The organism is Krasilnikovia sp. M28-CT-15 (genome assembly GCF_047159595.1).
Lineage (GTDB): Bacteria > Actinomycetota > Actinomycetes > Mycobacteriales > Micromonosporaceae > Actinoplanes.
This window is the reverse complement of sequence record NZ_BAAGAK010000001.1, coordinates 6,341,746-6,363,849: the sequence shown is the minus strand read 5'-3', so window position 1 is coordinate 6,363,849 and position 22,104 is coordinate 6,341,746. Positions and strand designations below refer to the sequence as shown.

Genomic DNA, 22,104 nt, shown 5'->3' with positions numbered 1-22,104 from the left:
GACAGATGCGGATATCCCGCAGCTGAAAGCCCGAAACCGCCCAGCTCCACGCCGCAAGGCGATCCGGCACATCACTTTGCGTGACCGATCGTCGTTGCGGAAAGTGATCAGTCGTCGCGACGCAGCGTGGCGATGAGGCTCGTGACCTGGCGCAGCGCGGGCCGCAGGACGCGCAGCCTGGACAGCGTCACGAGCCGGTCCACCAGCGGGACGACGCCATCGATCAGCCGCCGGGTCCGGCGCTGGTCCGGCGAGGAGTCGTAGACCCAGAACAGCACGACCCCCATCCACCCCAGCCAGAGCAGCTCGGGCAGCTCCTTGCGCAGCTCCGGGTCCAGCTTGGCCGACGAGCCCTCCACCACCTCGCGGAAGATCCCGATGGCCGCCTCCCGGGCCGGCGACGAATCCGCCGAGAACGGGCTGAGCGGGGACGTCGGCTCGGCCGCGGTCTTGAAGAACGTCGCCGCGAACGCGTGGTACGGCGCGTTCACGTCGATCCCGGCGTGCAGGGTCGCGCGGAGCCGGGCGGCGAAGTCCCGCTCGGTGGCCAGGACCGGCGCCACGGTCGCCCGATGCGCGGCCTGGTTCTGGTCGTAGAACCCCTGGATCAGGTGTTCCTTCGAATCGAAGTAGTAGTACGCGTTGCCGACCGCGACCCCGGCCTCCTTGGCGATCGCCCGCATCGTGGTCTCCGCGTACCCCCGCTCGCGGAACAGCCGCAGCGCGGTCTGCAGGATCAGCTCGCGGGTTTGCTCGCCGCGGGCCCGGCGCGGTTTCCCCTCGCCGGTCGGGGCCGCGGGCTGGTCCGCGCCGGTCGGGGCTGCGGACGGGTCAGAGGCAGCGGTCGTCACAGACGTCACCGTAGTCGGCAGTCCGGGTGCGGGCCCGGACGGCGGCCGCCGCCGCGATGAAGCGCCGGGCCGCGGGCAGCAGCCGGGGGGAGCTGAGCCGCTCGGCGAGGGCCCGGTGATCGGCCAGCGCCCAGAGGCAGGCCAGCCAGGCGCTGTCGGAGATGTACACGTCCCCGGTGTCCGCGATCACGGTCAGATCCCGCAGGGTGGCGGCGTGGTCCAGGCCGGGGAAGCGCCGCCGGGCCTCGGCGGATCCGGCCGGGACGAACTCCAGGGGTACGAGCTGGGCCCGGTCCGTCAGCCACCGTCGTGCGGCCCGGCAGACCGGGCACCCGGCGTCGTAGAGGACGGTGAGCCCGCTGACCCGGCCGGCCCCGTGTCCGGCCGGATCGGCGGTGCCCAGCCCGGTCACGCCAGGCCCGCCTGCGGGGCCTGCGGGTGCTGCGGGTGCGGCGGCTGCGGCGGCTGCTGGGGGTGGATCGGCAGGCGTCCCGCGGGCGGCAGCGGTGGCTGAGTCTGCTGGCGGCGCATCCGGCCCCGGCGGTAGCGGCCGAGGAAGAAGACGTTGCAGAAGTGCAGGACGCCGAGGACCAGCAGGACCAGGCCGATCTTGGTGGAGAGCACCTCCAGCGCCCGCCCGGTGTCGGGCACGTCCGCGCTGGACCGCATCGCCACTGTCACGTAGCCGAGATTGAGCAGGTAGAACCCCATCACCAGCAGATGGTTGACCGCTCGGGCCAGGCGGCTGTCGTCGAACACGTCCTCCAGGAAGACCATCCCGTTGCGCGACAGGGTGGTGGCCACCCACACCGTCAGGCCGACGCTGACGGTCAGGTAGGCGAGGTACATCCAGACCTTGTGGTCCATGGCAGTGCCTTTCTCGAACGTGTTCAACTTTCGTGGGCACAGCGTAAACCGTCTTGTTGAACGCGTTCAAGAGGTGTGCTGACGGTCACGGGCCACGACTGCCGGATTAGCCGGAGAGTGATCCGGGTACTCACCTATTTCACGGCTTTGGGGGGGATTTGATGGGGGTCAGCTGCGGCGATGTATCGCACGCACCGCAAGAGGTCCTGGCCGCCGCCCTGGAGGCGTACGTGTCGATCGATGCGTCCGGGCGGGTGATCAGCTGGAATCCTGCCGCGGAGACGACGTTCGGCTACGCGTTCGACGACGCCTGCGGCCGGCTGGTCGAGGAACTGATCATTCCGGATCGATTCCGCGCGGCGCACCACGCGGGGCTGGCCCGGTTGACGGCCGGTGAACCCGGTCGGGTCCTCGGGCAGCGGCTGCAGCTGGCCGCGCGGCACCGCGACGGCCACGAGTTTCCGATCGAGATGACGTTGACCGCCACCGACGGGCCGGGCGGGCGCCGGTTCCACGCCTTCGCGCACGATGTGACGTCCGAGCACCGGGCCAGCCGGTTCCTCGCGGTCGAGTCGGCGGTCGCCCGCGGCCTGGCCGAGGCCGACTCCAGCACCAAGGCGGCGGCCCGGGTGGTCGAGGCGCTCGGCGTACGGATGGGCTGGCCGGTTGTCGAGTTGTGGCTCGTGGACGAGCACCGGCAGCTGTTGTGCCTCGAAGCCCGCCACGTCGGGCGCGACATCCCCGTGGGCCGGTTCGCCATCGACGAGCTGGAACCCGGCGAGGGGCTGCCCGGGTCGGTGTTCCTGCAGGACCAGCCGCGCTGGATTCCGGACCTGGCCGCGGATCCGTCGCTGGTGCGCCACCGCGCCGCCGCCCGGGCGGGGCTGCACATGGCCGTCGGCGTCCCGATCTGCGCCTGCGACCAGTCCCTCGGGGCGCTGTGCATCTACAACGACCGCGCCGAGGACTCCCAGGACGCGATCATCGCCATGCTGTCCGGGGTGGCCGCCCAGGTCGGGCAGTACCTTGACCGGCGCCGCGCCGAGGAACTGGCCGTCGAGCTGGCCCGCACCAAGGACGAGTTCCTCACCCTGGTCACGCATGAACTGCGCAACCCGCTGGCGGTGATCACCGCGACCGCGTCGCTGGCCGAGGCGGAACTCGACAGCCTGACCGTGGATGACCAGCGCGGCTACCTGCGGACCATCGCCCGCAGCGCCGAGCGGCTGGCGGTCCTGGCCGAGGATCTGCTGGATCTCGCGCGCCTCGAGTCCGGACACCTCGTCATGCGTCCGATGCCCACCGACCTGAACGAGATCATCGACGGCGCGGTGCAGGCCCTGGCCGAGCCGATCAAGGCCAAGGACCTGACCGTCACGGTGCACACGCCACCCCAACTGCCGCTGTACGCCGACCCGGACCGGCTGCGCCAGGTCGCGGACAACCTGCTCTCCAACGCGGTCAAGTACACCCCGGCCGGTGGCACGGTCACGGTCACCGCCAGTGCCGACGCGTCCACCGGTCAGCTCACCTGGACCATTGCCGACACCGGCATCGGCATTCCGCCGGCCGACCGCCCGCGGCTGTTCCGCCGCTTCTACCGGGCCTCCACCGCGGTGGACAAGAGCATTCCGGGCACCGGGCTCGGTCTGGTGATCACCCGTGCGATCGTCGAGCGCCACCACGGCACCATCGAACTGGCCGAGAAGCGCGCTCAGGGCGCCACGTTCGTGATCCGGCTGCCCACCAAACCGCCGACGTCGGCCGAATAGGGTCACCCACCCGACAGCGTGGATTCCCGCCGTCGGCCGAATCCCTTCCCACGGCTGTGGCGATGCTGCGGGCGAGGATGGTGATCACATGGCAGTGCTAGTGACGGCGGATGACGACGACGACATCAGATTCGTGATCCAGCGGGTCCTGCGCAACGCCGGGCACACCGTGATCGCGACCGCGGACGGCGTCGAGGCGCTGGCCGCCGTGCGGGAGCACCATCCGCATGCCGTGATCACCGACTTCCTCATGCCGCGCATGGACGGCCTGCAGTTGTGCCGGGCGATCCGCGACGATCCGCAACTGCGGCACATCCCGGTCATGGTCGTCAGCGGCTCGATCGACCCGCGGGAGGGCCATGACCTGGCGTGTTTCGACGCGGTCCTGGACAAGCCGTTCATGCCCGCGGACCTGATCAGCCACGTGAACGACGTGCTCTCCGGCGCGGCGGGCTGACGCTACCCGACGGCCAGGCCCAGGGCCTCCGCCGCCGCCCGGCCGTTCGCGTGGCTGGCGCCGTACGTGGTGACGAACGCGCGGACACCCGTGGGGCGCCAGGTCGACGGCCAGCCCATCTCCACCACGGCGACCGGGCGGTGGGCGGCCAGCCGCTCGATCAGCGTCCGGGCCGCCGTGGCCCGGTGGGTGTGCCGTCCGACCACGACGATCGGGCGGGTCCCGGCCCGGTCGGCCAGCGCCTGCGGCGACGCCTCGGCGGCCACCACCGTGACGTGCTCCGTACCGTTCAGGTGTGGCTGCAGGCCCCACGGCACCCGGCCCTCGGCGATGGAGTAGCCGGATTCCAGGTGCACCACCAGCGGGCCGGCCAGGCCGGTGAGTGAGCCCTCGACGCGGACCGCGCGGCGCGCCGCGGCGTACCCGAGTCCGGTGTCGAACGCCGCGGCTCCGCTGACCGACTTGGTCCACGCGGCCAGCGCGGCGGTGCGCTCGGCGGCCTCTTCCAGGCGGGCCGCCGCCAGGCGGCGGTCGCGTACCCCGGCCGCGATCTCGGCGGCGACCGCCTCGACCAGGGCGTGATCCACCTCGGCGCCGACGCAGAGCAGGTCGGCGCCGGCGGCGAGGGCACGCACCGCGGCCTTGCCGATGCCACCGGCGGCGTCGGCCGCGCCGCGCATCTCCAGGGCGTCCGTGACCACCGCGCCGCGGAAGCCGTACTCGTGGCGCAGCAGGTCGGTCACGGCCGCGCGGCTGAACGTGGCCGGACCGTCGCCGGTCAGCTCCGGCACCCGGATGTGCGCGGTCATCACCGCCTGGACCCCGGCCGAGACGACCGCGGCGAACGGCGGCAGGTCCCGCTCGCGCAGCACGGCCAGCGGCGCGTCGACTGTGGGGAGTTCCAGATGCGAGTCGGCGACCGTGGCGCCGTGGCCGGGGAAGTGCTTGGCGCAGGCGGCGACGCCGACCCCTTGCAGGCCCGCCACGGCCGCGGCGGCATGCCGGGCCACTCGGGCGGGGTCGGCGCCGAACGACCGGGTGCCGATGATCGGGTTGTCGTCCGCGGTGTTCACGTCGACCGTGGGGGCCAGGTTCAGGTTCACCCCGGCGACGGCGAGGTCCGTGCCGATGGCCGCGTACACCGATCGGGTGAGATCCAGATCGTCGACCGCGCCCAGCGCGGCGTTCCCCGGGTACGGGCTGCCGGTCCGGTGCGCCAGCCGGGTGACGTCACCGCCCTCCTCGTCGATCGCGAGGAGAACGTCCGGCCGCGCCCGGCGCAGCTCGGCGGTGAGCCCGGCGACCTGGTCTCGGTCGGCGATGTTCCCGCCGAACAGCGTGTGACCGGCGAGCCCGTCGTCGAGCAGCGCCAGCGCCCAGCCCGGTGCGGAGGTGCCGGGGAAGGCCGCCAGCAGGGTCCGCAGGGCGAGCCGGCGCAGTTCGGGATCGATCGCCATGGGTGTCCTTCCGTTTGCGGGTCCGGCCCGTTCGCCGTCGGCAGGTCCGGCCGTTCGCACCCTGGTCCTCGCGGGCCGTGAACTGTCATGATCGTCGGGTGTCGATAGGCCACGTGTCGGGGTCGGGTAGCGTGCCGACCGTTACGCTGCGGCTACCTGATGTGCGCCGCCACTGTAATAGGAAACAATCCTAAATACTAGGGGACGAACGAGCTATGGCCGCCACCCGCCTCCCGGGCACTCCCCGGCTGTTGCGCGCGCTCAACGACCGCGCGGCCCTGGAACTGCTGCTGGCCCGCGGCCCGCTGACCAGGGCGCAGCTCGGCGCGATGACCGGCCTCAGCAAGGTCACCGCCTCGCAGCTGGTCGAGCGGCTGGAGGAGCGCGGCCTGGTGCGCCGCGTCGGCGAACAGGCGGGTGGCCGCGGGCCCAACGCTCAGCTCTACGCCGTGACTCCCGGCAGCGCGCACGTCATCGGCGTCGACGTCGGCCCGGACCGGGTGGTCGCCGCGTGCGCCGACATCACCGGAGCGATCATCGGGCGGGTCGAGCTGTCGACCAAGGACACCGACGACCCGGTGGGGGTCGTGCACAGCGCGGTCGTCCAGGCCGCGGCGCGGGCGGGCGCCGACATGAGTTCCGTACGCCGGGTCGTGCTGGGCACTCCCGGCCTGGTGGACCCGACGACCGGGGAGATCTCCTTCGCCTGGGACCTGCCCCGCTGGCACCGCGGGCTGCTCGGCGAGCTGCGCAAGGACCTGAGCACGCCGGTGGTCTTCGGCAACGACGTGAACCTCGCCGCGGTCGCCGAGGCGCACACCGGCGCAGCCGTCGGGGTCGACGACTTCGTGCTGTTCTGGGTCGGCCGCGGCGTCGGCCTGGCCAGCGTCATCAACGGGCGGCTGCACCACGGCGCCTCCGGCGCGGCCGGCGAGATCGGCTACCTGCCGGTGGCCGGGGCCGAGATCCCGCGCCACGCGTCCCGGCACGGCGTCAAGGGCGCGTACCAGACGATCGCCGGGGCCGACGCGGTCAAAGCCATCGGCAAGGAGCACGGCTTCAAGGGCGCCGGTGCCGCCGATGTGGTGCGCGCCGCGGTCGCCGCGGGCGAGTCCGGCGCGCCGGTCCTCGACGAGCTGGCCCGGCGTCTCGCCCTCGGCGTCGCCGCCACCTGCGCCGTGCTGGACCCGCCGCTGATCGTGCTCGGCGGCGAGGTCAACCAGGCCGGTGGCCCCGCCCTCGCCGAACGGGTCGAACGCGAGGTCGCCACGATCACCCTGGTCTCGCCCCGCGTCGTGCTCAGCGAGGTGGCCGCCGAGCCGGTGCTGACCGGGGCGCTGCGCACCGCGCTGGACGCCGTACGCGACGAGGTGTTCGGCTCCACCACGGGGTGAGCGCGGCAGGCCCCGGCACGCCGTCGGAGGCCGGGCCCGGTGCGTGGTTGGATGGAGCCGTGCTCGACGCTGCCGCATCCACGCCCCCCGACGCCGACACCGTCCTGAAGTTCGACCGCGCCAGCGTGATCCGCGGCGGCAACTTCCTGATCCGCGGCCTGTCCTGGCAGGTCGAGCTGGACGAACGCTGGGTGGTGCTCGGCCCCAACGGCGCGGGCAAGACCACCCTGCTCAACCTCGCCTCGGCCCGGCTGCACCCGTCGCGCGGCACGGCGTGGGTGCTCGGCGAACGGCTGGGCCGCACCGACGTCAACGAGCTGCGCACCCGGGTCGGCCTGACCACCGGTGCCTTCGCCGACCGGATCCCGCCCACCGAACGGGTCCTCGACGTGGTGGTGACCGCGGCCTGGTCCGTGGTGGGCCGCTGGCGCGAGGAGTACGACCCGCAGGACGAGGCGAGGGCCCGCGCCCTGCTCGATCAGCTCGGCATGGGCCCGCTGGCGGACCGCGAGTTCGGCACCCTGTCCGAGGGCGAGCGCAAGCGCACCCAGATCGCCCGGGCGCTGATGACCGACCCGGAGCTGATGCTGCTCGACGAGCCGTCGGCCGGGCTGGACCTGGGCGGCCGGGAGGACCTCGTCGCCCGCCTCACGGACCTCGCCCTCGACCCGGACGCCCCCGCCATGGTGCTGGTCACCCACCACGTCGAGGAGATCCCGCCCGGCTTCACCCACGCGCTGCTGCTGCGCGAGGGCACGGTCGTCGCGGCCGGTCTGCTCGGGGAGACCCTGACCGCGGAGAACCTGTCCAAGACCTTCGGCCTGCCACTGCTGGTGCAGCGCACCGGCGACCGCTACACCGCACGCGGCGCGTGAGCGAGCACCCGCGACAGGAGCACACCGGACGCACCGGCCCGGAGCAGCCGGGCGTCGTCGTGGTCGGTAGCGCCAACATGGACCTGGTCGGGTTCGCCGAACGGCTGCCGCTGCCGGGCGAGACGGTGCTCGGGGACGAGTTCCTCATGGTCCCCGGCGGCAAGGGCGCAAACCAGGCCATCGCGGCGGCCCGGGCGGGTGGCCGGTGCGCTTTCCTCGGCGCTCTCGGCTCGGACGCGTTCGGGGTGACGCTGAAGGCGCGGCTGGCCGCGTCCGGCGTGGACACCTCCCAGGTCCGGGTCAGCTACGGCTCCTCCGGCGTGGCGGTCATCATGGTGGACCGCCGCGGCGAGAACTCGATCATCGTGGCGCCGGGCGCGAACAGCACGTTCACCGACCTCACCGCGGCGGAGCGGGCGGTGATCGGCGGCGCAGACGTGCTCGTCTGCCAGCAGGAGATCCCCGCGGCGACGGTCACCGAGGCCGCTGTGGTGGCCCGCGCCGCCGGAACCCGGGTCGTCCTCAACGCCGCCCCGGCCCGGCCGCTGCCGCCTGCGTTGCTGGCGGCCGTGGACCTGCTCGTGGTCAACGAGAACGAGGCCCGGGCGCTCACCGGGCTGCCCGAGCCCGGCCCGGACGCGTTGCTGGCCCTGGCGCCCCGGGTGGTGCTCACCCTCGGTGCCGACGGCGCCCGGTACGCCGAGCGAGACGGTCGCGACGAGCGGATCCCCGCGTACCGGGTGGCGGTGGCCGACTCGACCGCGGCGGGCGACGCGTTCACGGGCGCGCTCGCGGTGGCCTGGGGTGAGGGCCGCGACCTTGTCGACGCGGTCCGGTGGGCCGCCGCGGCGGGCGCGGCCTGCGTGCGTACGGTCGGTGCCTCGGTCTCGCTGCCCGAGCGCGCCGAGATCGACGCGCTGTACTGCGGCGCTTGAGAATCCTCAGCCCTGCCGGGCCGTGGTGACGAAACGGTTGACCTCGCTGCGCAGCACCTCGGCCAGCTGGGACAGCCCGGTCGTCCCGGCGCTCCGGCCGCCGTCCACGGCGGTCGCGATGCCGTCGACCAGGCCGCTCATCTCCCGGATGTTGGCCGTCACGGCCTCCAGCACGGCGATCGCGTCGGCGGCCGCCTGCTGCACCGTGCTGACCTGGGTCATGATCTCCTCGCTGGAGCTGCTGGTCTCGTTCGCCAGCGTCTTGACCTCGCCCGCCACCACGCTGAAGCCGCGACCGGCCTCCCCGGCCCGGGCCGCCTCGATCGTGGCGTTCAGCGCCAGCAGCCGGGTCTGCGAGGCCACCTGATTGATCAGGTCGACCGCGTGGCGGATCTGTTCCGACGAGGTGCGCAGCGAACCCACCGTCTCCAGGCCCCGCTCGGCGTCGGCCACCGCGTCGCGGGCGAAGTCCGCCAGCCCCTTGGCGGACGCACCCATCTCCGTCGCGGCGGTCGCCACCTGCTCGGAGACCGTCAGTACGGCCGACTCCAGCTCGTCGGCCAGGGCCACCCGCGACTGCCGCGCCTCGACGAGGTGCTCCGCCGAGTTGCCCATCTCGTCGGTCGACCGGCTGATCAGCTCCGCGCCCGAGCGGAACGTGCCGCTCAGGCCCCGGGTCAGGAACCGGCGGTGGAAGCGGCCGTCGGCCGCGGCGGCCAGCGCGGCACCCGATTCCCGGACGTACGCGTCCGTGACGTCCAGCAGACCGTTGATCGCCGAGCGGGCCGCCAGGGCAGCCTCGGAGTCGCCGAGCGGGGGCAGCCGGGCCTCCAGGTCGCCGTCCTTGGCGCGGCGGCACACCTCGGCGATGTACCGCAGCGCCGTACCGGCGTCCGCCGGGGTGGTGGTCGGCGACTCCGCGCGGTGCCGTACGGCCGTGCCCTTGGCACGGTGCTTCACGGGTTGGCCTTGTTCGTGAGCTCCCACACGAACTCCTCATAGGTCTGTCCGCGCCCGACCAGCTTCTGGTCCAGCAGGGCGCTGGACGCCGCGACCGCCTGGCGCGCCCCGGCATGCCGTTGTTCCTCGGCGCGCAGCTCCGCGTACAGTTCCGCGGCCGCGGCCACCGCGGGCGGGTCGGGGCTGCGCCGGGTGGAGTGGTAGCCGATCACCTGCCCGGTCACGTCGATGGTCGGGCTGACGTGGGCGAACACCCAGTAGTGCGCACCGTCGGCGGCCAGGTTCTGGATGTACGCGAACATCTCCTGGCGCTGTTCCAAGGTGTCCCAGAGCAGCTTGAACACGGCGCGCGGCATGTCCGGGTGGCGGATCACGCTGTGCGGAGACCCGACCGCATCCTGCTCGGCGAGGGCGGAGACCCGCAGGAACACCTCGTTGGCGTACGTGATGATGCCCCGCGGGTCCGTCTTCGTGACGATGAGCTCGTCCGGCCCGAACGTGCGCTCGACGCCGGTCGGGCGTACCTGGGTGTTGGCTGTCATGGTGCACTGATCCTCGCCCGTCCGGCCGCCGGTGGAGGGCGGTTTCGCGAACTCGGCGCCCCGATCCGGGTCGCGGGCTCAGCGCGCGGAGCGGGCCACCCGCAGCGCCCACCAGACCAGCGGCACCTGCAGGGGCAGCCGGGCGTAGACGGCGGCCCGGTACAGGTGCGGGGCGTGCCGCCAGTCGACGGCCATCTTGACGTTGGCGGGGAACACCGCGACGAACAGTCCGGCCGCCGCCAGCGCGCCCCGCCGCCGGGACTCCGGCCGGGTCAGGGCCGCGGCCACGGCCAGCTCCGCCGCGCCACTCAGGTACGTCCAGGTGCGGGGGCTGCCCGGTAGGGCCCGCGGCACGATGCGGTCGAACGGCCCGGGTCGCACGAAATGCCCGATGCCGGACGTGGCCAGCAGCGCGGCCAGGGCGATCACATTCCGCTTCACCGCTTCACCGGACCGGCCTCGATGCCCCACCCTGCCCTGCGGATGCCGGTCGATGTGCAGACAACGTCCCGGTCCCGGTAGTAGGTGATCAATCCCGCCCTCCTCCACCGCTCGCCACCCTATCGGGTACCCGTCGTAGGCTGACCTGAATCGACACTGGAGGAGGCGGCGGCGTGGGCGACTTCGTACGGCTCGAGACCACCGACGGCATCGGCACGATCAGGCTCGAACGTCCCCCGATGAACGCGCTGAACACGCAGGTCCAGGAGGAGCTGCGGGCGGCGGCGCAGGCGGCGGAGCAGGACCCGGACGTGCGCGCGGTGATCGTGTACGGCGGCGAGAAGGTGTTCGCGGCCGGCGCGGACATCACGGAGTTCACCACGACCAGCTACCAGGACATGACGGTACGTGCGGCGGCGCTGTCGTCGGCGTTCGACGCGATCGCCCGGATCCCCAAGCCGGTCGTCGCCGCGATCACCGGGTACGCCCTCGGCGGCGGCTGCGAGCTGGCGCTGGCCTGCGACTGGCGCGTGGTCGCCGACGACGCGAAGCTCGGCCAGCCGGAGATCAAGCTCGGCCTGATCCCGGGTGCCGGCGGCACCCAGCGGCTGGCCCGGCTGGTGGGCCCGGCCCGCGCCAAGGACCTGATCTTCTCGGGCCGGATGGTCGACGCCGACGAGGCGCTGCGGATCGGTCTCGCCGACCGGGTGGCGCCCGCCGCGCAGGTGTACGAGACGGCGGTCGAGCTGGTCCGGCCGTACCTGAACGGTCCCGCCCTGGCGCTGCGCGCCGCGAAGCTGGCGGTCGACGGCGGCCTCAGCATGGACCTGGCCGCCGGGCTGGCCTGGGAGAGCCAGCTGTTCGCGGGCCTGTTCGCCACGGACGACCGGGTGGAGGGCACGACCGCGTTCGTACAGAAGCGCAAGCCGAAGTTCACCGGGCGCTGACCACCCATGACGGGAGATCATCCGGCGGCGGGCACCGCCTAGACTGGCGCGCATGTCCACCGACCAGGGCCGGGCCCAGCGGCACGCGCTCGGCGTCGACTTCGGCACCTCCAACACCGTCGCGGTGGCCCGCTGGCCGGACGGGCGGGCCCGGCCGATCCTCGTCGACGGCTCGCCGCTGCTGCCCTCCGCCGTGTACGCCGAGCCCGACGCCCAGCTGATCGTGGGCCGGGACGCGGTGCACAGCGCGCGCCTGGAACCGGCCCGCTTCGAGCCCAACCCGAAGCGCCGCATCGACGACGGCACGGTGCTGCTCGGCGACCACGAGCTGCCGGTGGTGGACCTGATCGCGGCCGTGCTGGCCCGGGTCGCCGAGGAGTGGCACCGGGCGGTCGGCCCGGTCCGCCCCGACGTGACGCTCACCTGCCCTGCGACCTGGGGCGCCGCCCGGCGTGGCCTGCTGGCCGAGGCCGCCGCCCGGGCGGGGCTGGCCGGTGCCCGGCTGGTCGCCGAGCCGGTCGCGGCCGCCACCTACTTCGCCGAGGTGCTGGGGCGTGACGTGCCGATCGGCAGCGTCGTGGTGGTGCACGACTTCGGGGCGGGCACGTTCGACGCCAGCGTGGTCGCCCGTACCGGCGAGGGGTTCGAGGTCATGGCGGTCGACGGCCGCGACGACATCGGCGGGCTGGACGTGGACGCGGCGATCGTGGAGCACCTCGGCGCGTACTGCGCGGAGCGCGACGCCGCCGCGTGGCAGCGGCTGGTCGAGCCCACGACGGTCGAGGAGCGGCGGGCCCAGCGCCAGCTGTGGGACGACGTCCGGGTGGCCAAGGAACGGCTTTCGCGGACCCAGTCCGCGGATCTCGTGGTCCCGCTGCTCGGGTTGGAGGTGCACCTCACCCGCGACGAGCTGGAAACCCTGGCCCGGCCGGTGCTGGAGCAGACCGTACGGGTCACGGCCGACCTGCTGCGCTGGGCGGATCTGCCGGAGGGCCGTCTGGCCGGGGTGTTCCTGGTGGGCGGGGCGAGCCGGATCCCGCTGGTGGCGACGCTGCTGCACCGGGCGCTCGGCGAGGCGCCGGTGGTGATCGAGCAACCGGAGCTGGTGGTGGCCGAGGGCAGCATCCTGGCGGACGCCGCCCTGCTGGCGGCCGAGCCGGCCGCCCCGGGACCGACCGCGGAGATTCGCCTGTTGGCCGCCCGCCGGGCCGAGGCCGCGGCGACGCGCCGGTCGGCCGGTGTCGATGACGCGGAGACGGTGTTGTCGGGGTCGCGCCCGCAGGCCGAGACGGTCTCGTCCGCGTCTGCGGCGGCGTCCGGGGTCGATGACGCGGAGACGGTGTTGTCGGGCTCGCGGGCGTCGGCGAGTGTCGACGATGCGGAGACGGTGTTGGCGAAGCCGCACCCGTCGCCCGGGGTCGATGACGCGGAGACGGTGCGCACCGGGCCCCACCGGGCCGACCTGCCGCCGCCGGCGGTGGACCCGTGGCCGCATGCGGATCCCGGGCCGTGGGTGCCCGATCCGGACGCCACGGTCGCGTGCGAGCCGACCCCCCTGCCGTCCCCGGCGACGCGACCGCTGTCATCCGCGTCGGGCCGGGCGAGTGCGAAGGCCGCACCGTCGCGCCCGGTGTCACCGGCCGCCCGGTCCAGGTCCGGCACCACCCGGGCGATGCCCCCCACCCGCGCGTTGCCGCCGGCCGATCCGGTGTCGCCGGCCGCCCGGCCCGCATCCGGCGCCGTGCCGCCCGCGTCGTCTCCCGCACGGCCCGCGTCGAAGGGCCGCCGGAAGCCGGCGCCCGCGCCGGAGCGGCGGCGGCCCCGTCGCCGTAGCCGGTTCGTGCGGTTCCTGCAGTTCCTGCTCAGCGCCGCGATTCTGATCGTGGCGCCGGTGGTGGCGCTGGTGGTGGTGTACGCGATGAAGACGGACCAGTCGGTCCGCGACGCGGCCTACGAGCTGCTGCGCGACGGTTACCACCTGCTCCGGGACTGGAAACGCGGTTCATCGAACGCCGCACCACTTAGGTGAGTCGGATTCATCTTTCGCTCCCGGCCCGGTAGCGTGCACCCGGAGACCCCAAGGACGGGAGCGGACATGGCGGACATGATCGAGGGCCACGGCGGAGATCTGGCGCTCGCGACCCTGCGGGCGTACGGCGTGACGGAGATGTTCACCCTCTCCGGCGGCCACGTCTTCCCGCTGTACGACGCGGCGCACAAGTCCGGCTTCCCCCTCTACGACGTGCGGCACGAGCAGTCCGCGGTGTTCGCCGCGGAGGCGGTCGCCAAGCTGCAGCGCCGCCCCGGCCTCGCGGTGCTCACCGCCGGTCCCGGCGTCACCAACGGCATCTCCGGTCTGACCAGCGCGTTCTTCAACGCCTCCCCGGTGCTCGTGATGGGCGGCCGGGCACCCGCGTTCCGCTGGGGCGCCGGCAGCCTGCAGGAGATCGACCACATCCCGCTGGTCGCCCCGGTCACCAAGTACGCGGCCACGGTCACCGACACCGACGCCATCCCGGGCGAGGTGGCCCGCGCGCTGGATGCCGCGCTCACCGCGCACCGCGGCCCCGCGTTCCTCGACCTGCCGCTCGAGGTGCTCTTCTCGTCCGGTGAGGGGGCCGCACCCGTCGCGCCCGCCGTACCCGTGGTCGAGCCCGACCCGGACGAGGTCGCCCGGGCCGCCGCGCTGCTGGCGGGCGCGGAGCGGCCGGTGATCATCGCGGGTTCCGACGTGTGGACCGGCGACGCGGTCGACGCGTTGCGCGCCGCCGCCGAGGCGCTGCACGTGCCGGTCTTCACCAACGGCATGGGCCGGGGCGCGCTGCCGCCCGGTCACCCGCTGGCGTTCGCCCGGGCCCGGCGCCCCGCCCTGGACGGCGCCGACGTCGTCGCGGTCGTCGGCACCCCGCTGGACTTCCGGCTCGGCTTCGGCGAGTTCGGCGACGCGCAGGTGGTGCACATCGTGGACGCGCCGAACCAGCGCGCCACCCACGTGACCCCGGCCGCGTCCCCGGCCGGGGACCTGCGGGCGATCCTCACGGCGTTCGCCGACCACGCCGGCGCCCGCACCGACCATGCCGACTGGGTGGCGGGCCTGCGGACCGCCGAGGACGCGGCCAAGGCGCGCGATGCCGACGCGATGGCCGCCGAGACCGACCCGATCCGCCCGGCGCGCATCTACGGCGAGCTGCGCCGGGTGCTGGCCGCGGACGCGGTGACCATCGGCGACGGTGGCGACTTCGTCTCGTACGCGGGCCGCTACCTGGAGCCCGCCCAGCCGGGCACCTGGCTCGACCCCGGCCCGTACGGCTGCCTGGGCACCGGCATGGGCTACGCCATGGGGGCACGGGTGACCTATCCGGACCGGCAGATCTGCGTGCTCATGGGCGACGGCGCCGCCGGATTCTCCCTGATGGACGTCGAGTCCCTGGTGCGCCAGAAGCTGCCCGTGGTCATCGTCGTGGGCAACAACGGCATCTGGGGCCTGGAGAAGCACCCCATGCAGGCCATGTACGGCTACGACGTCGCGGCCGACCTGCAGCCGGGCCTGCGCTACGACGACGTGGTCCGGGCGCTGGGCGGCGCGGGGGAGACCGTGGAGAAGTCCGCGGATCTGGGCCCGGCGCTGCACCGGGCGTTCGACGCGGGCGTGCCGTACCTGGTCAACGTGCTGACCGATCCGACCGACGCGTACCCGCGGTCGTCCAACCTGGCCTGAGGCGCTATTCGTCGTCCGGTTTCTGCAGTTCGCGTTCCCACTGCGCGAGCAGTTCCCGGTCGCGGCGGGCCTGTTCGGTGTTCATCGAGCGCAGGAAGTCCGGGTCGTCGTCGGGTGAGGCGGGCCGGGCGGTGTTCCGGCGGGTGGGGCCGCCCTCTGCCGGGGCGGGCAGCGGGCGTCCCCAGACGAAGTACGCGATCGCTCCGATCAGCGGGATCAGCAGGATGGCCAGGACCCACAGGGCGCGCGGCATGGTGCGGACCCGGTCGGCGGACAGCGCGCCGATCAGGGCGAGGACCAGCAGTACGAGCTGCACGGCAGCCAGGAGGATGAACGACCGGACCATGAGGCAATGATGACGCGGCCCGACCCGTACGTCATCGATCAGGCCAGGACAACCACCGCGCCGAAGACCGCGAAGCTCGCGCACAGCAGCGCGTACGCGACGACCGTGTGGCTGCCCGGGCGGGGCGGGCGGGCGACCAGGCCGTGGACCCGGCGGTAGCCGAGCGCGACCAGGGCGGCCCAGACGCCCATCGCGGCAGCCGCGGCCAGCACCGTTCTGGCGCGCGGGTCGGGCACGAAGGCCGGGCGCAGGGTCAGCAGCGCGACCACGGTGGCGGACAGCCCGGTGCGCCGCCATGCCAGCCGGGTGCGCTCGGCGGAGGCGCCGTGGTCGTCGCCCGCGCCACTGTCGCCGTCCGGGCCGCTGTCGCCACCCGGGCCGCCGCGCTCGCCCACCCCGCCGTCCCGGGCGGTCACCGCAGCGCCCGCATGAGTACCGCCACGACCAGCAGCAGTGCCCCGGCCGCGACCACGATGGCCAGTACCGCCGGGAACCGGGACCGGGGCAGGTCGGTGCCGAGTCGCATGGCGCGTTCCGTGCGGGCCCAGTGGTCCACCGCCCGTAGCGCCACGAGCCCGCCGAGCACGAGCAGTGACACCGCGATGATCTCGCGCAGGTGGGCGATGGGCAGCGGCGGCAGGAACTGGGCGCATGCCAGCCCGCCCGCGATCAGGGCCAGGCCGGTCCGGATCCAGGCCAGGAACGTCCGTTCGTTGGCCAGGGAGAAGCGGTAGTCCGGGGTCTTGCCGACCCGCGCGGTCCGCCCCGGGTCGAACCACTGTCGCAGGTCATCGAGCACGCAAAGATTATCGACCGTTCAGTTTCGGGGCCGCCCGCGGACGGCGGCATTTCGGCGTGGGGGAGGATGGGTCGGCGGCGGGGCGTACCCCGCCTGCGAGGCAAGGAGCGAGTTGGCCGGACATGTCCCGACAAATCCCCCGGTCTGATGGCAGCGAACAGGTGGTCCGACGTCGTGAGGTGAGTCACCCTCGGTGGCGGAGACCAGTTAGCTACTGGCGGGTAACCTTTCCGGGGTGACACGTGGCCGTGGGCGTTCGTAAACAGGAGGTCGTCGAAGCGCGATGAACATCGTCGTACTGGTCAAGCAGGTACCCGACTCCGGTGCCGAGCGCACCCTGAGCCCGGGCGACAACACCGTCGAGCGAGCCTCGGCTAGCAACGTCATCAACGAGATGGACGAGTACGCCATCGAAGAGGCGCTCAAGCTCAAAGAGGCCCACGGCGGCGAGGTGACCGTCCTGACGATGGGTCCCGCGGGTGCCACCGAGTCCATCCGCAAGGCCCTGTCGATGGGCCCGGACAAGGCCGTCCACGTGCAGGACGACGCGCTGCACGGCTCCTGCGCGGTGGCCACCAGCAAGGTGCTGGCCGCCGCCCTCGGCACGCTCAACGCCGACCTGGTGCTCTGCGGCGCAGAGTCGACCGACGGCCGCGTCCAGGTGCTGCCGCACATGCTGGCCGAGCGCCTCGGCATCGCCGCGCTGACCGGCGCCCGCAAGCTCACCGTGGACGGTGCCAACCTCACCATCGAGCGGCAGACCGACGAGGGCTACGAGGTCGTCACCGCGGCCACCCCCGCCGTGGTCAGCGTGTGGGACACCATCAACGAGCCGCGCTACCCGTCCTTCAAGGGCATCATGGCCGCCAAGAAGAAGCCGGTGCAGGGCCTGGCCCTCGCCGACCTCGGGGTCGGCGCCGACGAGGTCGGCTTCACCGGGGCGACCAGCACCGTGGTCGAGTTCGCGAAGCGCCCGGCCCGGTCCGCCGGCACCAAGATCACCGACGAGGGTACGGGCGGCACGCAGTTCGTCGAGTTCCTCGCCACCGAGAAGTTCGTCTGAGGAGGCCCACACATGGCTGAAGTACTGGTCGTCGTCGAAGCCTCCCAGGCAGCCGGCGTCAAGAAGGTCACGCTCGAGATGCTCACCATCGCCCGCGGTCTGGGCGAGGTCTCCGCGGTCGTGCTCGGCGGTGCCGGTGCGGCCGCCCAGTTCGCCGACAAGCTCGGCGAGTTCGGTGCCGCGAAGATCTACGCGGCCGAGGGTGAGGAGATCGACGGTTACCTCGTCGCCCCCAAGGCCACGGTCGTCGCCGAGCTGGTCAAGCGGGTCCAGCCCGCGGCCGTCCTGCTGGCCTCCACCCAGGAGGGCAAGGAGATCGCCGGACGCCTCGCGGTCAAGCTCGACAACGGGCTGCTCACCGACGCGGTCGAGGTCGCGGCGGACGGCACCGCCACCCAGGTCGTCTTCGCCGGCTCCACGATCGTCAAGTCGAAGGTCACCAAGGGCCTGCCGATCGTCACCGTCCGGCCGAACTCGGTGACCCCGGAGCCCGCCCCCGCCACCCCGGCGGTCGAGCAGCTCACGGTCACCTCGACCGACGCGGACAAGCTGGCCAAGGTCGTCGAGCGGGTGGCCGAGCAGAAGGGCTCGCGCCCCGAGCTGACCGAGGCGTCCATCGTCGTCTCCGGCGGCCGTGGCGTCGGCAACGCGGAGAACTTCTCGCTGGTCGAGGAGCTGGCCGACCTGCTCGGCGCCGCGGTGGGCGCGTCCCGGGCCGCGGTCGACTCCGGCTACTACCCGCACCAGTTCCAGGTCGGCCAGACCGGCAAGACCGTCTCCCCGCAGCTGTACATCGCGCTGGGCATCTCCGGTGCCATCCAGCACCGGGCGGGCATGCAGACCAGCAAGACAATCGTGGCCATCAACAAGGACCCCGAGGCCCCGATCTTCGAGCTGGCCGACTTCGGCGTCGTGGGCGACCTGTTCAAGGTCGTACCGCAGGCCGCCGAGGAGATCCGCAAGCGCAAGTAACACCGGCACGGCCACGACCCGGCCCCGGCGGAGCGACCTCCGCCGGGGCCGGGCGCGTGTGCGGCCCGCGCGGCCCCCGGCGACCGGCACAGATCCCGGGCGGCCAGCGCCGACGCCGGGTGGTGTCGACGCGGGCGGCGACCGCGGTCCGGGGCGCATCGACGGCGGGGGCATAAGCTTTCCGGTGATGGCCTACCTGGATCACGCGGCGACCACGCCGATGCTTCCCGAGGCGCTCGACGCGTACGTCGCGGCGGCCGGGATGATCGGCAACCCGTCGTCCCTGCACGCCGCCGGGCGTACCGCGCGCCGGCTCGTCGAGGAGTCCCGCGAGCGGATCGCCGCGGTGCTCGGCGCCCGGCCCTCCGAGGTGATCTTCACCAGCGGCGGCACCGAGAGCGACAACCTCGCCACCAAGGGGATCTACTGGGCGCGGCGGGCCGCCGAACCCGGCCGTACCCGGGTCGCCGCGTCGGCGGTCGAGCACCACGCCGTGCTGGACTCGGTCGAGTGGCTGGGCGCGCACGAGGCCGCCGACGTCGACTGGCTGCCGGTGGAGCCCACCGGCCGGGCCGCCCCCGCCGCCCTCGCCGAGCTGCTCGACGAGCGCGGCGAGGACGTCGCGGTCGTCAGCGTCCAGTGGGCCAACAACGAGGTCGGCACGATCCAGCCCATCCACGAGCTGGCCGCGCTTGCCGCCGAGTCCGGCGTGCCGCTGCACACCGACGCGGTCCAGGCGGTCGGGCAGGTCCCGGTCGACTTCGCGGCCAGCGGGGTGGCGGCGTTGACGGTCACCGGTCACAAGCTGGGCGGCCCGGTCGGGGTCGGCGCGCTGCTGCTGGGCCGCGACGTCGGCTGCACCCCGCTGTTGCACGGCGGCGGGCAGGAGCGCGACGTGCGCTCCGGCACTCTGGACACCCCCGGGGTGGTGGCGTTCGCGGTGGCGGTCGAGGCCGCGGTCAAACGGCAGCCCGAGTACGCGGCCCGCGTCGCGGCACTGCGCGACGACCTGGTCGCCCGGGTACGCACCGCGGTGCCGGACGCGGTCTACAACGGCGCCGTGCTCGACCGGCTCCCCGGCAACGCCCACTTCTCGTTCCCCGGCTGCGAGGGCGACGCCCTGTTGCTGCTGCTCGACGCGCAGGGCATCGCCTGCTCCACCGGCTCGGCCTGCTCGGCGGGCGTCGCGCAGCCCTCGCACGTACTGCTGGCCATGGGTGCCGACGACGACCGGGCCCGGTCGTCGCTGCGCTTCACCCTGGGCCACACCAGCACCGTGGAGGACGTGGACGCGCTGGTGGCGGCGCTGCCCGCCGCGGTGGAGCGGGCCCGGCGCGCCACGGCCTGGAAGTCGCCCCGCTGAGTTTGCGCGCCCGGCTGCCCGGGACGGCCGCAGCCCCGGTGCGTTTGGGCGCCGGTCTCGGGGGCGGATAGGCTGGGGGAATGCGTGTACTGGCGGCGATGTCCGGCGGAGTGGACTCCGCCGTGGCCGCCGCGCGCGCCAAGGACGCCGGGCACGACGTCACCGGGGTGCACCTGGCCCTGGCCCGCAACCCGCAGACCTACCGGACCGGGGCCCGCGGCTGCTGCACCCTGGAGGACTCGCGGGACGCCCGCCGGGCCGCCGATGTGATCGGCATCCCGTTCTACGTGTGGGACATGGCGGAGCAGTTCCACGCCGACGTGGTCGAGGACTTCGTCGCCGAGTACGCGGCGGGCCGTACCCCCAATCCCTGCCTGCGCTGCAACGAGAAGATCAAGTTCGCGGCGGTGCTGGACCGGGCGATCGCGCTCGGCTTCGACGCCGTGGTGACCGGGCATCACGCCCGGCTGGGCGCGGACGGACTGCTGCGCCGCAGCGTCGACCTCGCCAAGGACCAGTCGTACGTGCTGGCCGTGCTCACCCGCGCCCAGCTGGACCGGGCGATCTTCCCGCTGGGCGACTCCACCAAGGCGCAGGTCCGCGCGGAGGCGGCCGAGCGCGGCCTGGCCGTGGCCGACAAGCCGGACTCGAACGACATCTGCTTCATCGCCGACGGCGACACCCGAGGCTTCCTGGCCCGCCAGCTCGGTGAGGAGCCCGGCGACATCGTCGACGCGCACACCGGCGCGGTCCTCGGCCAGCACCGCGGGGCCTACGCGTACACGGTCGGCCAGCGCAAGGGCCTGGACCTGCGGGTGCCCGCCCCCGACGGTCGCCCCCGCTACGTCCTGTCGATCACCCCGAAGACCAACACGGTGACCGTGGGCCCGCGCGAGGACCTGGCGGTGGACACGGTCACCGCCGCCCGCCCGATCTGGCACGGCGCGGCCACCCCGGTGGCCTGCGACGTGCAGCTGCGCGCGCACGGGGAGGTCGTCGCGGCCGACGTGAGAGTGGCCGGGGGCGAGCTGACGGCCCGGCTGCGCGAGCCCGCCCGCGGGGTCGCGGCCGGGCAGGCGATCGTCGCGTACCGGCCCGATCCGGCGGGCGATGTCGTGCTCGGCTCGGCCACGATCACGGCCGGGCTCTCGTCCGGCGCGCCGCTCCCGGCGGCCGGGCGGCCGTCCGATGCGGAGGGCCCGGCGGCCGGGCGGGACGGTACGCATGCCGGGTCGCCGGTGGCCGAATCCGGGGCCGCTGCCCGTGCCTGACTTCCCCTGGCCCATCGGTGCCGCCACCGGGCTGGGATCGCTGCCCGGGACGGACATCGCCGAGGCGCAGCGCCTGATCTTCGGTGAGCTGCCCGACCTGCCGCACCTCGCCGAGCTGCCCGAACGGGGTCCGGGCGCCGACATGATCGGGCGGAGCGCCGGGCTGCTCGTCGACCTGCCGGTGCAGCTCTACGCGGGTGGCTGGCAGGTCGCCCGCCGACCCGGCCAGGACCTGCGCCGCGCGGCCGACCTGTGGGAACGCGACCTCGATCAGCTCACCGAGCAGGGCGACGGGTTTGCCGGGGTGCTGAAGCTTCAGGCCACCGGCCCGTGGACGCTGGCCGCCAGCCTCGACCTGCCGATCGGCGGGCGGCTGCTGCGCGATCCCGGTGCCGTGCGCGACCTCACCGGGTCGCTGGCCGAGGGGCTGCGGCGCCACGTCGTCGAGGTCCGCAGGCGGTTGCCGCACGCCTCGGTGCTGCTCCAGCTCGACGAGCCGAGCCTGCCCACGGTCATGGCCGGACGGGTGCCGACCGAGAGCGGGCTGAGCGCGTACCGCGCGGTGGAGCGTGCCGACGCGGCGGGCGCCCTGCGGACCGTCGTGGAGGCGGCCGGCGCGCCGGTGGTCCTGCACTGCTGTGCGCCGGACGTACCCCTGGAGGTGGCGCGGGACGCCCGTGCCGCCGGTGTCGCCCTCGACCTGTCCCTGCTGTCCGGTCTCGATCCGCTCGGCGAGGCGCTCGACGCGGGCCTGGGCCTGTTCGCGGGCGCGGCCGCCACCCGGCCGCCGTCGTCCGGGCGGGCGCCCACCTCGGCCGAGGTCGCGGACCGGATCCGTACGTTGTGGACCCGCCTCGGTTTTCCGGCGCAGCGGCTGGCCGCGCAGGTCGTGGTCACCCCGGCCTGCGGCCTTGCGGGCGCATCGGACCGGTATGTCCGGGCAGTCCTCGCCGCCTGCCGCGACGCGGGCCGCCGCCTGGCCGAGGTCTGACGAACCGGCCCGGTTGGCCGGGGCCTGGAGCCGCAAACTGTCGTAGGTGCCGACTAACGTGCTGGTGGAAGCGCGGAAGACGG

General features: G+C 73.7%; 23 protein-coding genes. 13 read left to right on the top strand and 10 right to left on the bottom strand.

Features of this window, described 5'->3' with window-relative positions; translation table 11 throughout:
* Positions 1-107: 107 nt before the first annotated feature.
* Genes ACMCNO_RS29130 through ACMCNO_RS29120 form a run of 3 tightly spaced genes read right to left on the bottom strand, consistent with a single transcriptional unit; the run spans position 108 to position 1,718 of the window.
* Positions 108-851 (bottom strand): TetR/AcrR family transcriptional regulator, encoded by a 744-nt coding sequence (locus ACMCNO_RS29130; RefSeq protein WP_412752634.1) that lies wholly within the window; start codon positions 849-851, stop codon positions 108-110.
* Positions 832-1,263, bottom strand: coding sequence for a thiol-disulfide oxidoreductase DCC family protein (locus tag ACMCNO_RS29125; RefSeq protein WP_412752633.1), 432 nt, complete (start codon positions 1,261-1,263; stop codon positions 832-834). The genes ACMCNO_RS29130 and ACMCNO_RS29125 overlap by 20 nt, the downstream gene beginning before the upstream one ends.
* Positions 1,260-1,718, bottom strand: a complete 459-nt coding sequence (locus ACMCNO_RS29120) for a hypothetical protein (protein WP_412752632.1) — start codon at positions 1,716-1,718, stop codon at positions 1,260-1,262. The genes ACMCNO_RS29125 and ACMCNO_RS29120 overlap by 4 nt, the downstream gene beginning before the upstream one ends.
* A gap of 161 nt (positions 1,719-1,879) precedes the next feature.
* Between ACMCNO_RS29120 and ACMCNO_RS29115 the strand changes: the two genes are divergently transcribed.
* Together ACMCNO_RS29115 and ACMCNO_RS29110 are read left to right on the top strand one after the other, a co-directional pair.
* Positions 1,880-3,490, top strand: coding sequence for an ATP-binding protein (locus ACMCNO_RS29115; protein WP_412752631.1), 1,611 nt, complete (start codon positions 1,880-1,882; stop codon positions 3,488-3,490).
* 88 nt (positions 3,491-3,578) lie between these two features.
* The gene (locus ACMCNO_RS29110) at positions 3,579-3,947 is read left to right on the top strand and encodes a response regulator (protein ID WP_412752630.1); all 369 of its coding nucleotides are present in this window, start codon (positions 3,579-3,581) and stop codon (positions 3,945-3,947) included.
* Positions 3,948-3,949: 2 nt separating this feature from the next.
* On the opposite strand, the gene ACMCNO_RS29105 is transcribed toward ACMCNO_RS29110, so the two are convergent.
* On the bottom strand, positions 3,950-5,404 hold the full coding sequence (locus tag ACMCNO_RS29105; RefSeq protein ID WP_412752629.1) for a glycoside hydrolase family 3 N-terminal domain-containing protein: 1,455 nt from the start codon (positions 5,402-5,404) through the stop codon (positions 3,950-3,952).
* A gap of 215 nt (positions 5,405-5,619) precedes the next feature.
* Between ACMCNO_RS29105 and ACMCNO_RS29100 the strand changes: the two genes are divergently transcribed.
* The 3 genes from ACMCNO_RS29100 to ACMCNO_RS29090 are packed head-to-tail and all read left to right on the top strand — an operon-like array spanning position 5,620 to position 8,608.
* On the top strand, positions 5,620-6,798 hold the full coding sequence (locus ACMCNO_RS29100) for an ROK family transcriptional regulator (protein ID WP_412752628.1): 1,179 nt from the start codon (positions 5,620-5,622) through the stop codon (positions 6,796-6,798).
* The gene (locus ACMCNO_RS29095; protein ID WP_412752627.1) at positions 6,795-7,673 is read left to right on the top strand and encodes an ABC transporter ATP-binding protein; all 879 of its coding nucleotides are present in this window, start codon (positions 6,795-6,797) and stop codon (positions 7,671-7,673) included. Before ACMCNO_RS29100 ends, ACMCNO_RS29095 begins: the two co-directional genes overlap by 4 nt.
* Entirely contained in the window at positions 7,670-8,608 is a 939-nt protein-coding gene (locus ACMCNO_RS29090) for a ribokinase (RefSeq protein ID WP_412752626.1), read from the top strand. The genes ACMCNO_RS29095 and ACMCNO_RS29090 overlap by 4 nt, the downstream gene beginning before the upstream one ends.
* 6 nt (positions 8,609-8,614) lie before the next feature.
* Here ACMCNO_RS29090 and ACMCNO_RS29085 read toward each other — a convergent pair whose 3' ends face one another.
* From ACMCNO_RS29085 to ACMCNO_RS29075, 3 genes are all read right to left on the bottom strand, one after another.
* Positions 8,615-9,568: a methyl-accepting chemotaxis protein gene (locus tag ACMCNO_RS29085; protein ID WP_412752625.1), complete on the bottom strand. Its 954-nt coding sequence runs from the start codon at positions 9,566-9,568 to the stop codon at positions 8,615-8,617.
* Positions 9,565-10,110: a PAS domain-containing protein gene (locus ACMCNO_RS29080; RefSeq protein ID WP_412752624.1), complete on the bottom strand. Its 546-nt coding sequence runs from the start codon at positions 10,108-10,110 to the stop codon at positions 9,565-9,567. Before ACMCNO_RS29080 ends, ACMCNO_RS29085 begins: the two co-directional genes overlap by 4 nt.
* A 78-nt stretch (positions 10,111-10,188) precedes the next feature.
* Positions 10,189-10,551 carry a hypothetical protein gene (locus tag ACMCNO_RS29075; protein ID WP_412752623.1) on the bottom strand — a complete coding sequence of 121 codons (363 nt, stop codon included), beginning with the start codon at positions 10,549-10,551 and terminating at the stop codon, positions 10,189-10,191.
* 173 nt (positions 10,552-10,724) lie between these two features.
* Between ACMCNO_RS29075 and ACMCNO_RS29070 the strand changes: the two genes are divergently transcribed.
* The 3 genes from ACMCNO_RS29070 to ACMCNO_RS29060 all read left to right on the top strand — a co-directional run bounded on the left by ACMCNO_RS29070 (position 10,725) and on the right by ACMCNO_RS29060 (position 15,216).
* Positions 10,725-11,498, top strand: a complete 774-nt coding sequence (locus tag ACMCNO_RS29070) for an enoyl-CoA hydratase/isomerase family protein (RefSeq protein ID WP_412752622.1) — start codon at positions 10,725-10,727, stop codon at positions 11,496-11,498.
* Positions 11,499-11,550: 52 nt separating this feature from the next.
* The gene (locus tag ACMCNO_RS29065; RefSeq protein WP_412752621.1) at positions 11,551-13,527 is read left to right on the top strand and encodes an Hsp70 family protein; all 1,977 of its coding nucleotides are present in this window, start codon (positions 11,551-11,553) and stop codon (positions 13,525-13,527) included.
* A 66-nt stretch (positions 13,528-13,593) separates the two neighbouring features.
* Entirely contained in the window at positions 13,594-15,216 is a 1,623-nt protein-coding gene (locus ACMCNO_RS29060; RefSeq protein WP_412752620.1) for an acetolactate synthase, read from the top strand.
* 4 nt (positions 15,217-15,220) lie between these two features.
* Here the strand turns inward: ACMCNO_RS29060 and ACMCNO_RS29055 are convergent, their stop codons facing one another.
* Genes ACMCNO_RS29055 through ACMCNO_RS29045 form a run of 3 tightly spaced genes read right to left on the bottom strand, consistent with a single transcriptional unit; the run spans position 15,221 to position 16,361 of the window.
* A complete protein-coding gene (locus ACMCNO_RS29055; protein ID WP_412752619.1) occupies positions 15,221-15,562 on the bottom strand; it encodes a PLDc N-terminal domain-containing protein in 342 nt (113 codons plus the stop codon).
* A 38-nt stretch (positions 15,563-15,600) separates the two neighbouring features.
* Positions 15,601-15,978 carry a DUF202 domain-containing protein gene (locus ACMCNO_RS29050; RefSeq protein ID WP_412752618.1) on the bottom strand — a complete coding sequence of 126 codons (378 nt, stop codon included), beginning with the start codon at positions 15,976-15,978 and terminating at the stop codon, positions 15,601-15,603.
* On the bottom strand, positions 15,975-16,361 hold the full coding sequence (locus tag ACMCNO_RS29045; RefSeq protein ID WP_412752617.1) for a YidH family protein: 387 nt from the start codon (positions 16,359-16,361) through the stop codon (positions 15,975-15,977). Before ACMCNO_RS29045 ends, ACMCNO_RS29050 begins: the two co-directional genes overlap by 4 nt.
* Positions 16,362-16,644: 283 nt before the next feature.
* On the opposite strand from ACMCNO_RS29045, the gene ACMCNO_RS29040 reads away from it, so the two are divergent.
* The 5 genes from ACMCNO_RS29040 (at position 16,645) to ACMCNO_RS29020 (ending at position 22,021) form a co-directional block, all read left to right on the top strand.
* Entirely contained in the window at positions 16,645-17,424 is a 780-nt protein-coding gene (locus ACMCNO_RS29040) for an electron transfer flavoprotein subunit beta/FixA family protein (RefSeq protein ID WP_412752616.1), read from the top strand.
* A 12-nt stretch (positions 17,425-17,436) separates the two neighbouring features.
* Positions 17,437-18,396, top strand: coding sequence for an electron transfer flavoprotein subunit alpha/FixB family protein (locus ACMCNO_RS29035; RefSeq protein ID WP_412752615.1), 960 nt, complete (start codon positions 17,437-17,439; stop codon positions 18,394-18,396).
* A 187-nt stretch (positions 18,397-18,583) separates the two neighbouring features.
* Complete coding sequence (locus tag ACMCNO_RS29030) at positions 18,584-19,759, top strand: cysteine desulfurase family protein (protein WP_412752614.1); 1,176 nt, start codon at positions 18,584-18,586, stop codon at positions 19,757-19,759.
* 80 nt (positions 19,760-19,839) lie between these two features.
* Entirely contained in the window at positions 19,840-21,030 is a 1,191-nt protein-coding gene (mnmA, locus tag ACMCNO_RS29025) for a tRNA 2-thiouridine(34) synthase MnmA (RefSeq protein ID WP_412752613.1), read from the top strand.
* Positions 20,984-22,021, top strand: coding sequence for a methionine synthase (locus ACMCNO_RS29020; protein ID WP_412752612.1), 1,038 nt, complete (start codon positions 20,984-20,986; stop codon positions 22,019-22,021). The genes mnmA and ACMCNO_RS29020 overlap by 47 nt, the downstream gene beginning before the upstream one ends.
* Positions 22,022-22,104 lie beyond the last annotated feature (83 nt).